The sequence below is a fragment of the Massilia scottii genome, from assembly GCF_030846495.1.
GTDB lineage: Bacteria > Pseudomonadota > Gammaproteobacteria > Burkholderiales > Burkholderiaceae_D > Telluria_A > Telluria_A violaceinigra.
Genome location: NZ_JAVCWM010000005.1, coordinates 379,504 through 392,361 on the forward strand (window position 1 = coordinate 379,504; position 12,858 = coordinate 392,361).

General features: G+C 63.2%; 11 protein-coding genes. 4 read left to right on the plus strand and 7 right to left on the minus strand.

What is annotated here, in order from left to right; translation table 11 throughout:
* Nucleotides 1–14 precede the first annotated feature (14 nt).
* Nucleotides 15–1,793: a DUF885 domain-containing protein gene (locus RBA41_RS09440; RefSeq protein WP_306623329.1), complete on the minus strand. Its 1,779-nt coding sequence runs from the start codon at nt 1,791–1,793 to the stop codon at nt 15–17.
* Between the two features lie 150 nt (nt 1,794–1,943).
* A complete protein-coding gene (locus tag RBA41_RS09445; protein WP_306623331.1) occupies nt 1,944–2,786 on the minus strand; it encodes a TIGR02452 family protein in 843 nt (280 codons plus the stop codon).
* Nucleotides 2,787–2,962: 176 nt separating this feature from the next.
* Here RBA41_RS09445 and RBA41_RS09450 point away from each other — a divergent pair, with 176 nt between their 5' ends.
* Together RBA41_RS09450 and RBA41_RS09455 are read left to right on the plus strand one after the other, a co-directional pair.
* Nucleotides 2,963–3,700, plus strand: a complete 738-nt coding sequence (locus tag RBA41_RS09450; RefSeq protein ID WP_306623332.1) for an NUDIX hydrolase — start codon at nt 2,963–2,965, stop codon at nt 3,698–3,700.
* A gap of 60 nt (nt 3,701–3,760) precedes the next feature.
* Nucleotides 3,761–5,524: a class I SAM-dependent methyltransferase gene (locus tag RBA41_RS09455; protein ID WP_306623333.1), complete on the plus strand. Its 1,764-nt coding sequence runs from the start codon at nt 3,761–3,763 to the stop codon at nt 5,522–5,524.
* A 218-nt stretch (nt 5,525–5,742) separates the two neighbouring features.
* Here RBA41_RS09455 and RBA41_RS09460 read toward each other — a convergent pair whose 3' ends face one another.
* Nucleotides 5,743–6,480 carry a hypothetical protein gene (locus RBA41_RS09460; protein WP_306623334.1) on the minus strand — a complete coding sequence of 246 codons (738 nt, stop codon included), beginning with the start codon at nt 6,478–6,480 and terminating at the stop codon, nt 5,743–5,745.
* Nucleotides 6,481–6,628: 148 nt separating this feature from the next.
* Here RBA41_RS09460 and RBA41_RS09465 point away from each other — a divergent pair, with 148 nt between their 5' ends.
* Complete coding sequence (locus RBA41_RS09465) at nt 6,629–7,687, plus strand: AI-2E family transporter (protein ID WP_306623335.1); 1,059 nt, start codon at nt 6,629–6,631, stop codon at nt 7,685–7,687.
* 18 nt (nt 7,688–7,705) lie between these two features.
* On the opposite strand, the gene RBA41_RS09470 is transcribed toward RBA41_RS09465, so the two are convergent.
* From RBA41_RS09470 to RBA41_RS09480, 3 genes are read right to left on the minus strand one after another with little or no spacing between them, the layout of a single operon-like run.
* Nucleotides 7,706–8,176 (minus strand): response regulator, encoded by a 471-nt coding sequence (locus RBA41_RS09470; protein ID WP_306623337.1) that lies wholly within the window; start codon nt 8,174–8,176, stop codon nt 7,706–7,708.
* Nucleotides 8,173–10,104, minus strand: a complete 1,932-nt coding sequence (locus tag RBA41_RS09475; RefSeq protein WP_306623338.1) for an ATP-binding protein — start codon at nt 10,102–10,104, stop codon at nt 8,173–8,175. The genes RBA41_RS09470 and RBA41_RS09475 overlap by 4 nt, the downstream gene beginning before the upstream one ends.
* Nucleotides 10,101–10,874, minus strand: coding sequence for a helix-turn-helix transcriptional regulator (locus tag RBA41_RS09480; protein ID WP_306623340.1), 774 nt, complete (start codon nt 10,872–10,874; stop codon nt 10,101–10,103). The genes RBA41_RS09475 and RBA41_RS09480 overlap by 4 nt, the downstream gene beginning before the upstream one ends.
* 132 nt (nt 10,875–11,006) lie before the next feature.
* Between RBA41_RS09480 and RBA41_RS09485 the strand changes: the two genes are divergently transcribed.
* Nucleotides 11,007–11,501 carry an SgcJ/EcaC family oxidoreductase gene (locus RBA41_RS09485; protein WP_306623341.1) on the plus strand — a complete coding sequence of 165 codons (495 nt, stop codon included), beginning with the start codon at nt 11,007–11,009 and terminating at the stop codon, nt 11,499–11,501.
* Nucleotides 11,502–11,765: 264 nt separating this feature from the next.
* On the opposite strand, the gene RBA41_RS09490 is transcribed toward RBA41_RS09485, so the two are convergent.
* On the minus strand, nt 11,766–12,791 hold the full coding sequence (locus RBA41_RS09490) for an IS5 family transposase (RefSeq protein ID WP_306623343.1): 1,026 nt from the start codon (nt 12,789–12,791) through the stop codon (nt 11,766–11,768).
* Nucleotides 12,792–12,858 lie beyond the last annotated feature (67 nt).

Below are 12,858 nucleotides of genomic sequence, written 5' to 3' on the forward strand. Positions count from 1 at the left end.
GCGGCCGCATCGGTCTAGCGCTGGGCCGGCACGAACTCCTGCAGCACAGCCTGGCGCAGCAGCGCCGGCGGCACCAGGCCCTGGGCCAGCACGAAGTCGTTGAAGGCCTGGCGGTTGAACTTCTTGCGCAGGGCAACCTCGGCCGCCTGGCGCGTTTCCATCAGGCGCTGGTAGCCGTAGAAATACGAGGTCGCCTGGCCCGGCGCGCGGAAGGTGTAGCGCTGCATTTCCTGGGTGGCCATGCCTTCCGACAGCCCCACCTCATCCATCAGGAAGTCCTTGACACCCTCGGGCGTGATCTCGCCCAGGTTGACCATCGGATCGAGGAAGGCGCGGGCGGCGCGCTGCATGCGGGCTTGCAGCGCGAACAACTGGCCGTCGAGCGGCTCGTAGGGCTGCATTTCCGCTTCCGCGTACAGGGCCCATCCTTCGACGTTGACGCTGTTAAACGCAAACACCGCGCGCGCGGTCGAGACGCCGGTTTCGATCATCTTGGCGAATTGCAGCTCGTGCCCGGGGCGAGCTTCGTGCGCGGTCAGCGTCCAAGTTGCCGCTTCATGGGTGAAGTCGTCGAAGGCCAGCGTCTTGCCCTTGGCGTCGGGCGGCATGCCGGCGGTCAGCACGAATTCGCCATATTCGCCCGTGTTGCCGATCAGGCGCGGCGGGTTCATGTGCGGCGCCGGCTGCGCTGCGCTTTCGGCGGTGCTGGCCATGCGGATGACCGCCTTGCGCGCCGGCAGCGACACGATATTTTGCGCGCGCACGGCCGCTTCGATCTGTACCAGGCGGTCGGCATACAAAGGCATGACCTGGTCGGGCGCGATCTGCTGCTTTTTCAGCTCGGCCATCACGGCGCGGTAATCGGGATTGGCCAGCTTGCGCTCGCGCGCGATCAGGCCGGCGGTGATATTCATCTGGTTGCGGATTTCGGCGAACGAGGTCAGCGCCTTGGCGATCAACTCCTGCGGACCGATATCGACCCCGAACTGGCGCAGGTTATTGGCATAGACCTCGGCCGGCAAACGGTGGTCGCTGCGCGCGCGCGGCAGGATCTGCTTTTTCACGTGCTCGTTATAGGCCGTCAGCTGCGTTTCGAGCGCGGCGAAACTCGGCTCCCAGCCTTGCAGGTCGCTCTTGCTCAGCAGGTCCTTGATGCCCTTGATCAGGGTCGGGCTGTCGTTGATCGCCTGCTCCACTTCATCCTTGAAAGGACCGATCAGGTTCTTGTTCGCTTTCAGGCGCTCGTGCAGGCGTTCGACCGCCAGTTCGGTGGACGGGCGATATCCCTTGGCCAGGCCGGCGTATTTCTGCAGCCGGACCAGCAGCGTCTTCTGGCGCTCCTTGGGAATGCGCGGGTCGAGCGTCTGGCGCACCACGCCGAACAATTGATCGGCCAGATTATCGAACGGGACAAAATGCTTGCGTTCCAGGGCGGCCGAGCGCATCTGGTCTTCGGCGCTGCCGATCAGGATATCGATATCCTGGCGGATCTTGGCGTCGGTCTCGGTTTTGCGGCGTTTTTGCAGTTCCGCGATCACGGCGCGGGTATCTTTATTGGTCTGTGCAAAATGGTCGCGCGACAGGTCGGTGATCTGTTCGTCGTAACCGTCGACACCGAGGCCGCTGGCGCTTTCGGGCGCATATTTGGCCATCACGTTGAGCACAAGCTTGGCGTTGGCATTACTTCTGGTGACCCACGCCGGTTCGGCCGCGGAAACAGCGGCGCACAGCGACAGCATGGCCAGGGCGACGGCGGCGCGGATAGTCCGCATGGTGGTGTGAGGTGTCGACATGACGCTCCTTGTAGTTATACATATGCGGCCTGGCCGGAAAGCGGCCGGATGCGCGGACCACTGTTTTACCAGATACCGGCCGATTGATCAAAGCTTGCATGTCAGCGTCCGGCCATTGAGCCGGCGTGGTGTGCCAGGAATAGACGAATTTTACAGCCGCCCAAACACCTGATCGAATGCGTCGAACGTCCCGCTGTCTTTACGATCGAGCACCGCAAACGTCACATGGCCGAACGCGTTCCTGTAGCGCGGGTTATGCAGCAAATGCGCGGCGAACCAGCCGGCCATTTCCTCGGGCAGATTGCCGAACACGCCGCAGCCCCAGGCACCGAGAATCAAGTCCTGATGACCGTGATGCAGGGCCAGCGCCAGCAGCTTGTCGATCCGCTGCAGCATGCACTGCGCCACATCCTGCATGCGCTGCGGTTCATTGCGGGAAATCGCACCCCGATTGACGGCAGGCGCGGTCACGATCGACGCCAGATAAGGCGTATCGAGGAAGGCGTACGCATCGTCGCGAAACACCGGCACCTTGGGCGAATAGATCATGTCATCGTTGTAGATGCAGGTTCTGAGCGCGCGATTGGCGTCGTATAGGGCGTTCATCTGCACGATGCAGGGATACAGGCCGGACGACTTGGCCAGGTTTTCTTCCTGCGCCTCTGCGCCGCCGAGAAAGCCGCCACCCGGGTTCTTCGCGGAGGCGAAATTGAGGCACAGCGGGTCCAGGCGCCCTTCAGCGATGCCGCGCCGGGCTGCGGCGAGGGTTGATTCATTGCGTACTTCAAAACACGTGGTCTTCGCTTCGCCCGCAACCGGCGCCGCGCTCAGTTGCGCCAGGCGCTCCGACGAATAGTGATGCGACTGCGCCTTGGCGGACGCCAGGGCGTCAGCGATGGACACAGTCTCTCCGCGCGCATTTTGATAGTTCCCGCGCTCCAGCACGGTCAGTGTTTCCTGCGCAATACCGGCGCGGTAATCTCGATTACTCATTGGTGTTCCTTTTTATTTTTATGTGTTACGACGTGAAACCCGCACGGCAGCAGCGTTGCGCCGGGCGGCTGCCGCATCATAAATCACTTAGTGGTAATTTACAACTAACTTAGTTTGAATTTTCAACTAAGACACGGGAAGTGGTAAAATCCGCGCTCGCCACTACGAGGAAAACGATGGGTACCGCCGATCTCACTGAAGAGGAATATCTCGCCAGCTACAACGTCCACGCTTTCGATGTGCCGTTGACCAGTGTCGACCTGGTGATATTCACGGTCAGGGAACAGGCACTGCACGTGCTGCTGGTGCAGCGTGGCGCGCATCCGGCCAAGGGGCGATGGGCATTGCCGGGCGGGTTCATCGATGTGCGGCACGACGCCGATCTGGACGGCACGGCCTTGCGCAAGCTGCGCGAAAAGACAGGCGTGACGGCGCCTTATCTGGAGCAATTGCAGGGATTCGGCAGCAGCACGCGCGATCCGCGCGGCTGGTCGGCCACGTTCGCCTATTTTGCGCTGATCGGGTCAAGCCACATCGAATTGCAGCACGGAGCGGGGGCGGATGCCGCTTGCTGGCACTCGATCAGCGAGGCCGGCGTGGACATCGATCTGGCATTCGACCACGCCATGATCATTGCCACGGCGGTCCAGCGGCTGCGTAACAAGGTCGAATACACCTCGCTGCCGGCGCATTTGCTGGCGGAGGAATTCACCTTGTCCGATCTGCAGCGCGTGTATGAAATCGTGCTGGGGCGGCCGATCGATAAAAGCGCCTTTCGCAAGCGCGTCAAGGAAGGCGATTTTCTTGAAGAAATCCCCGGCAAGCAGCGCCACGGCAGCAATCGCCCGGCGCAGCTGTACCGCATTCGCTGCGGGCAGCCGACGGTGTTCTTCAGCCGCACCATGAGGGCATAAACGACAAACACAATCACGGTGCTATTATCGGTAACATCGATACAATAACCAGCGAGTCCAATGACCCAGTTCACGCATTACGAGCAAAACGCCAAGGAACTGGTTACACAATACGAATCGTTGTCGTTCGAGGAGGTACACGCCGGGCTGATGGATCTGCTCCCGGCACCTGGTTCGACGATTCTCGACGTGGGCGCGGGCTCTGGCCGCGATGCCGCCTGGCTGGCGAGCCATGGATACGATGTCGTCGCCGTCGAACCATCTGACGCCATGCGCAGCCAGGCGCTCGCGCTGCACGGATCCCAGCCTATTCACTGGCTGTCCGACTCGCTCCCCGACCTGGCCCAGGTAAGACGCTTAGGACTGACGTTCGACCTGATTCTCCTGTCGGCGGTATGGATGCATGTACCGCCCGCAGCGCGCGCACGGGCACTGAGAAAACTCGCCACCATGCTGGCACCGAGCGGGCGCATTGCCATCAGCCTGCGCCTCGGAGAACCTGACACCGCGCGCGCCATGTACGAAGTCACGCTGCACGAATTATCAGGCCACGCCCAGCAATTCGGACTGCGCCTGCTTCGCGCCAGCGACAGCGCGGACCGGCTGGGACGGCCCGGCATCGCATGGACCACGGCCATTTTCGGCCTTCCGGACGATGGCCTCGGCGCCCTGCCCCTGCTGCGCCACTTGGTGCTGGTCGACGAAAAATCATCGACCTACAAAATCGCGCTGCTGCGCATCGTGGCGCGCATTGCCGATACGGCTGGTGGCTGCGCGCGCCATGAAGCCGATTATGTGGCGCTGCCGATGGGCCTGGCCGCGCTGTTCTGGATGCGCATGTACAAGCCGCTGATTGAAAACGGTCTGCCACAAATGCCTGTATCGCGCGCGGGCACCAAACCAGGCTTTGTCACCGACAGTTTCAATGCCCTGCGCCTGATTCATCCTGTCGAATTACGCGTGGGCGCGGTGTTCGACAGCGATACGGCCAGGCATCTGCACTGCAGCCTGTGGGAGATTGCCCGCACCATTCGCCTGATGCCGGCAAAGTATTTGTGCTGGCCAGCCAGCAGCGAATCGATTTTCGATATTCATGCCCTGCGCCAGACGGCGGCTCCGTCAAGGCTGGTGATTGACGATCCATTCCTGTGGAGCTTTGGCGAGCTGCGCGTACCGTTCCAGATATGGCAGGCGCTCACCCGTTACAACGTCTGGGTCGAACCGGTGCTGGTATCGGAATGGGTACGCCTGGTCGTGTCGTACGCGGCAAACCGCCTGCCCGATAGTGGCCGGCTTGCGCACGCCCTGCTTGCATGGGCCGATCCGGAACGCGACACACGTATTGCGCGCGTCGCCGTCTCCCGGCTTCGGGAAGCGGGAAAGCCAGTGTATTGCGTCTGGTCCGGCCAGCGCCTGCGCGACGATTACGACGTCGACCACTGCTTCCCTTTCGCCGCCTGGCCTTGCGGCGACGCCTGGAACCTGATGCCCGCATCCAAAAAGATCAATAATGAAAAATCGAACCGCCTGGTAACGCAAGGTGCGCTGGAGCGTGCCAGCGACCGAATCACGCACTGGTGGAGCGATGCCTTTCTGTCGGTCGATAGCGATGCCAGCAACCGTTTCTTCCTTGAAGCAGGACAAACCCTGCCCTTGCTGACCGACCGTGCGCAAGCGTTCGACGTCATCGACGCGATGAAGGTGCATCGCATCCGCCTGGCAAAGGACCAGGGCCTGCGCCCGTGGGAACCGAAGCGCATGGCATCAGTGGCAGATATGACGGTTCCGAGTCCACATCACACCGGCGTTTTACTAACGGAGTAAATCCTTGCGCTCGACAACCATCCAATTTGTTACTGGCACGGCCACATATGTGCGCGATGGAAGGCGAATGGCGCTCGCATTCATCACCGGCGATAGCAGCGTCAATGCGTGCACTCGGCGTGTGCGGCTATAGTTGACTTCCTATCGTTTAGAAGGGCCTTCCGCGTTTTTCGGGAATCGTTGGGGATGACGGAAATAGTCGCCTTCCATGGCGGGCATCACAGGCCGGACAGGCGTTCACGCGGCACCCATCCCTGAACTTTCCTTCCGCTTTTGGGATTGGTGTAGCTCGCATACACGAACGCACCGGAAGCCAGGCTGGTCGTCACGCGATCGCCCGCCACCACAAATACGCCGGGCATCGCGCAGCCGGCATCGGGAGCGCTCAGGAATTGCAATCGTCCGGGGCCCTTGACGCGCCTGTCACGCGGCGCGCTTACCGGCGCGGCATTTTTCTGGGCCAGAAACCCGGCTGCTCCGCACAGAGTGGGCGATTCAAACACCAGGATGACGTCATCGCCCTGCCACTGATAGGTTTCGACGCCGGCTTCCGGGTCCACCCGACTGTTCAGATGCACCACCGGCTCGGCCCCGGCCATGCCGGTGCCGCCAAGGTCAAGGCACTCGCCGAATTCCTTCGACACCTTCGGCGCACTATCCGACAATGCCAGCAGCCGATACGAGTACTGGCAATGCAAACCAGGGCGGCTGCCTTGCACGACGATGTATTCTCGCTCCGTCATGGCGGGGATGCGAAACAGGGATGCGCCGCCTGCGCCGATGGTTGCGATTTTCTTGCCAGCGACAAGGAGGTGCGTGGCATCCGCGTCCGCGCTCACGTCTACCCTGCCATGGCGCGTCTCGATACCGGTCTTTGTGTCCGGCGCCGCCGCGAAGGCCAGCAGCGGTACGAACAGGATCGCGGTAGTCAGGTTTTTCAAGTTTGTATTGGTCATGTGCGTGCCAAAAAGTACATCGTATTCTATCAGTCATGCGAATGCCGCCCCGCAGTCGCCGCACTTGCGTATCCCAACGCACGCACCTTGGGCATGGGATAGATTATGATGACCCTACGAAAATTATCGAATTCATATGCAAACTCCTATGCACCAATACACCCTCCAGCAAAAATCGTTTCTGCTCCTTCTCGCCCTGGTCACCATCGGCTTCGGCTGGATCCTGGCGCCCTATGCCGGCGCAATCTTCTGGGGCGTGGTGCTGGCGATCCTGTTTGCGCCGCTGAATCGCTGGCTGCTCAAGAAGACCAATCACAAACCCAATCTGGCTGCCTTGCTGACCCTGCTGTCGATCGTGGTCATGGTGATTTTGCCGCTGTCGCTGATCGCGGTGTCCCTGGTCGACCAGGCCGCCACCGTGTACGAAATGGTCCGTTCCGGCGACCTGACCGTGGGCAGCTACTTCAAGAAAATCATGGCTGCCCTGCCGCAGTGGGCCGTCAATTTGCTGGAACGTTTCGACCTGACCACCCTGTCGAAGCTGCAGCAGAAAATGACGGAAGGCGCGTCGCAGGTCAGCCAGACCGTCGCGCGCCAGGCCATCCATGTGGGCAGCTACACCTTCGATCTGATGGTCAGCATGTGCATCATGCTGTACCTGCTGTATTTCCTGCTGCGTGACGGCCAGGCGCTCGCTGCGCGTATCAAGAGTGCCGTTCCGCTGAGCCGCAAATATAAACAGCGCCTGTTCAGCAATTTCACCGCCGTCACCCGCGCTACCGTCAAGGGCAATATCCTGGTCGCGGTGGCGCAAGGCGCGCTCGGAGGCCTGATATTCTGGTTTCTGGACGTGCAGGCGCCGGTGCTGTGGGCCGTGGTGATGGCGTTCCTGTCGCTGCTGCCGGCAATCGGCGCGGCGCTGGTGTGGGCACCGGTCGCCGTCTATTTCCTGGTCACCGGATCGATCTGGGAAGGCGTGGTGCTGAGCGTCTTCGGTGTGGTCGTGATCGGACTGGTCGACAATATCCTGCGCCCTATCCTGGTGGGCAAGGACACCAAAATGCCGGACTACGTGGTGCTGCTCTCCACCGTGGGCGGCATGGCGCTGTTCGGTTTGAACGGCTTTGTGATCGGGCCGGTGGTGGCGGCGCTGTTCATCGCGGCCTGGGATCTGTTTGCCTCGGCCAGCGAGTTCCACACCGACTAAACGCCAGGCCCCATCCGCTCAGTCGTCCGCCTTCGGGTGCCAGCGCTGCAGCGGCGGCTCCGGCGACGTGAGCGCTTGCAGGCGCTTGTACAGCAGGCTGGTTTCGAGCAGATTGCAGATGCGCAGCATCGTCTCGATCAGGTCGAACGGCTTGGTCAGGAAATCCTTGGCCCCCAGCGACAGTGCGCGCCTCCGGGCCTCCTGGGTCACGTCGGCGCTGATCACCATGACCGGACGAAACTCGTTGGGCGGCGTGCGGCGCGCCAGTTGCTCCAGAACGGCATAACCGTCCAGGTCCGGCATCATCAGGTCGAGCAGTACCAGGTCGGGATCGAACGCCGATACCAGATCGAGCGTGCGGCGCGGATCGGTGGTACTGACGACGTTGCGAAACCCTTCTCCCGTCAGCATGTCTTCGAGGATGTTGACGTTCTCGATGTTGTCGTCGACGATCAGGAGCCGCATGGCATGCAGGTCGGAAATATTCATGGCAGCAATCGGTCCAAGGTAGCAAAAAACAGGCTCACGTCGAGCGGCTTGGTCAGGTAACCGGCGGCGCCGGCGGCCAGTGCGCCGGCTATGGTCGCAGGCAAGGCGTCGGCGCTGACCATCAGCACCGGCGTCTGGCTCAACCCGGCCGTGGCGCGCAGCTGCGCGAGCACCTCGAGTCCGGATACGTCGGGCAGGTGCAGGTCCAGCAGCACCAGGTCGGGCGCATGCCGCTGGGCCAGCGCCAGGCCCTCGCTGCCGGTGGACGCGCTCAGCAGGGTGATGTTGGCGCGCCGCGCCAGCAGGATCTCGACCAGCGCCAGGTTGGAGGACTGATCCTCGATATACAGCACGGTACAGGCGCGCTGCGATGGCGGCGCCGCAATGCTGGCCGGCCGCGCCGCGTCCGCATGGCCCGCCGCGGCGCTCAGCGGCAGCTCGACGCGGAAGGTGCTGCCCTGCCCCACCGCGCTTTCCATGCCGATGTCGCCGCCCATGGCGCGCACCATCTGCAGCGATACCGCGAGCCCCAGGCCGGTGCCCTCGCCGGGACGGTGTTCGGCGCCCAGCCGGTCGAACGGCGTGAACAGGCGCGCTTGCAAGGATGGATCGATGCCCGGGCCGTTGTCGCTCACGCCGATGCGCGCGCGCTGCGCGTCGGCCTCGACGCGCAGCGACACAGTCCCGTTCGGATGGTTGTACTTGACCGCGTTCGACAGCAGATTGAGCATCACCTGCAGCAAGCGCTTGCGGTCGGCCAGCACGTGCACGCCGGACGATGGCGCTTGGGCGGCCAAGGTCACGTCGCGCTCGCCGGCCATCGGGGCGATCAGCGCCAGCGCTTCGCGCAGCAGGCTGTCCACCTCGACCGGCTCCGGCTCCAGGTCCATATGGCCGGTTTCGATGCGCGCGATATCGAGCACTTCGTTGATCAGCGCCAGCAGGTGACGGCCGCCTTTCAGGATATGGCCGACATGCCCGCGCTCGGCGGGCGTCTTGAGATCGCGTTCGAGCAACTGGGCAAAACCCAGAATCGCGTTGAGCGGCGTGCGCAGTTCATGGCTGGTGCGCGACAGGAATTCGGTCTTGGCCTTGCTGGCGCGCTCGGCTTCGCGATAGGCTTGCTCGGCGTCGGCGCTGCGCGCGGCCAGCAGCATGCTGGCATGCTCCATCCGCGCCGCCAGCTGGCCCAGTTCATCGGTGGCCGGTGCGATCGGCGCCAGCGGCGCGCCGCGCGCCAGCCGCTCCGCGTTATCGGCCAGATCGCGCACGCGGCGCCCGATGCCGGTTGAAAACAGCAGCACCACGACGAGCGCGCCCAGCACTCCGGCCGCGCTGGCCACGCCGGTGGCCACCATCGTGCGCATGTAGACCTGGTCGGCGAAGCGCTCGCTCTCGCGCCGCAGCACGTCTTCCCGCGCCAGCATGGCGTCGATGTGGCCGCGCAGCTCGTCCAGCACCACTTTGTTCGACACCAGGATCGGCACCAGCGTTGCCGCCGGCGTGGTATTGCCGAGGGCGACCAGTTCGCTCAAGCCCTCGCTTTTTCTCGCGGCCAGGGCGGCTACCTGGTCGAGCAAGGCGTTCTGCTGCGGATCGCGAATCTGCATGCGCAGCCGGCGCAAGGTGCGCGGCAGCTCGGTTTCGGCAATCCGGTAGCGCTCCAGGAAATTCGCGCGCCCCGTCAACAGATAGCCGCGCACGCCGGTGGCGGCCTCGGCCAGCAAAGTGTGCACTTCCTGGATGTCGTGCTGGATCTGCAAGGTGCGCTGCACGCCCTGCTGGGCGCGGCGGCTTTCGGCCCCCATCAGATAGCTCGAAGCGAGCGCGCCCAGCAGGATCACCAGCGGCACCGCGATCAGCACCAGCCCCTTGACGCGCAAGGAACGGTTCGACCACCACTGGGACCAGCTCGCCAGCACGCTCATGGGTTGGTCGCGCCGGAATGGCCGAAGCCGAGTTCGACCGCGCGGGCGGCGACCTGGGTGCGGTCGGCCAGGCCGAACTTGTGGATGATGCGTTCCACATGCACCTTCACCGTGCCGGGGGCGATGCCCAGGCGCAAGGCGATGTCGGCATTGGTCAGTCCGTGCGGCAGCAGGCACAGCACCTCGCGCTCGCGCGGTGTGAGCGGCGTGAGCAGCTTGGCCGATTGGGCGGCTGGCACCACAGGCCGCGCGCCGCCCTGGGGCAAGGCCGTGGCCAGCATGCTGGCCAGGGTGGACAAGGCGGCCAGGTCGGCCTCGCCGGGAACCGGCAGCGGGTGGCGGCTGGCCAGTTGCAGCACGCCCAGCGCGCGCCCCGCCGAACGCAGGGGAAACAGCAGTTCGATGCCGGCCATCGCCCCGGCCGGCAGCAGCATCTGGCTGACGCTGTTGCGCCGGACCAGCACGCCCGCCTCATCCTTCAGGCCGGCTGCCAGGGCGCCTTGCGCTGGAAAACGCATGCCCGCCGGCAGTACCTCGCCGCGCGCGGCCTGCACGCGCAGCGCGCCGTTGTCGTCGGCCAGCACGCTGCCGCAGTCGAAGGCGGAAAACGCCAGGGCGAAGCCGAGCATCGCGTCCAGCGCGGTGGCGGCCTCGCGCGCGGCGAGCGCCTGGCCGGCCTCGTGCAGCAGACGCAGGCGGGCGGTATTGGCTTGCTGCTCGCGGTAGTGCTCGCGCAGGGTTTGAGCGGAGGGAGAAGAGGTACGGGGCATACGCGCAGTATATGCCGAACGGCAGAGCTTCGGATAGGCCTGGCGGCGGACGGCAAGGCGCCGGCGAGGGGCGATAGTGTGCCTGTCGCAGCAAACAATGCGCCATCCACGTTGACTTGACAGGAGAATTTCATGAACAAACTGATCCTTGCCGCTTCCCTCTTCGCTTGCAGCGTTGCGTATGCCAAGGAGCCGCCGCGGGTGTACGGCAACGAAGCCGTCGCGCCGACCACCAGGCAGGACCGCGAGATTGCCGGCCTGTTCGACCGCTGGAACGCCGCGCTGGGCACGGGAAAGCCGGCCGACGTGGTCAAGCTGTACCACCCCAAGGCGGTGTTGCAGCCGACTGTATCGAACCACGTGCGGACGACGCCGGCGGAAATCGAGGATTATTTCGTGCATTTTCTGGAACTGAAGCCGCACGGCGTGATCAACTCCCGTCACATCCAGATGCTGAGCAGGGATAGCGCGGTCGACAGTGGCGTGTACACCTTCGACATCGTCAAGGATGGCAAGCCGGCCAAGGTGCAGGCACGGTATACCTTCGTGTACAAGAAGCTGGGAAAGGACTGGCTGATTCTCAAGCATCACTCGTCGGCGATGCCGGAGCAGGTGGCGCTGAACTAAGACGGCGAACGCTGCGGGCGTGACGGAGGCAGGCCCGTTGCCGGGCCTACTGGATGACCATGGGCATAAGCGTTACTGAGGCAGGCTTCAAAGACCGCATCCGGCACACGATCGACTGACGGGCACCTCGAATTACCGGCAAATTCCGCGTAACTGCCGGTCGCGATGCCGACGGATGCGTTTTTTGCTGTCAGGCCGAGCTGCTTCGGACCCGTTTTACAGGCGCTCAACCTCATTTTGTGCAGTCCGGACGGACTGCGGGCGTCAGAACGCCTCGACCCTGGCCTCCCTCAAGTAGACCAGACGCCGCAGATTGTACGCAGCGACTTTCCAGTTGAGCTGGAGCGTGGCGCGCGCCAGCCCGATTGTGCGCAGGCCCTTGCCGCCCATCTCGGCCAGGCCGGCAAACACATGCTCTACCCGGGCGCGGGTCTTGGCGATGCGCGCGTTACGACGCTTTTGCGTCTCCGAAATGGGCTTGTCCTTGCTTCCTTTGCGCTGGATGTGCATGCGCCAGCCCTGCCGGGTCAGCCTGTCCTCGCGCTCGCCATCCACGTAGCCCTTGTCGGCCAGGATGTTGCGGTTCGTGTTGGCCGGATCGAGTACATCCTCGAAGTGCAGCGTGTCGTGCTCGCTGGCGGTGCTGACCTTGATCTTGCGTACCAACTTGTAGCGTTTGTCTGCGTTGGCCGATACCTTGTAGCCGAAGTAGGACTTGCCGTGCTTCTTGGTCCAGCGCGCATCCGTGTCTTTCTGCCGGCGCTTCGCAGGCTTCCAGTCGATTGGCATGGCACCTTCTCCAACGAGCGACTTTTCCTCTTTGCTCATCGACTGCTTCGGCGTCTGCACGATGCTCGCGTCGACCATCTGACCGCCACGCGCAATGTAGCCATGCTTGGAAAGCTGACGGTTGACCGCGTCAAAGATGCTCTCGCTGGCGCCTGCCTTGATCAGGCGCTCCTTGAACGTCCAGATCGTTGTCCGGTCCGGTATCTGGCTACTGGCACGCAGTCCGACAAAACGCTGGAAGCTCAGGCGGTCGAGCAACTGGAATTCCATTTGCTCGTCGCTCAGATTGAACAACTGCTGGATCAGCAAGACGCGAACCATCAGTTCGGTCGGGAATGGGGGACGGCCGCCGCGTTCGCGGCTGGGGCGTGGAGCCGCTTTATCAACCGCATCGGCAAGTGCGACGAAGTCGACATGCTGCTCCATCACCTTCAGCGCATCACCAAGCTTGTTCAGCTTGGCTTCCCGTTCTTGGTCGGCAAACAGACTCGTCTTGATCATGAAATTGGGTCGATAGCATTAAGCCGCTATGATGCCACGGCTGCACCGGTTTTTCGAGGTACCCTAG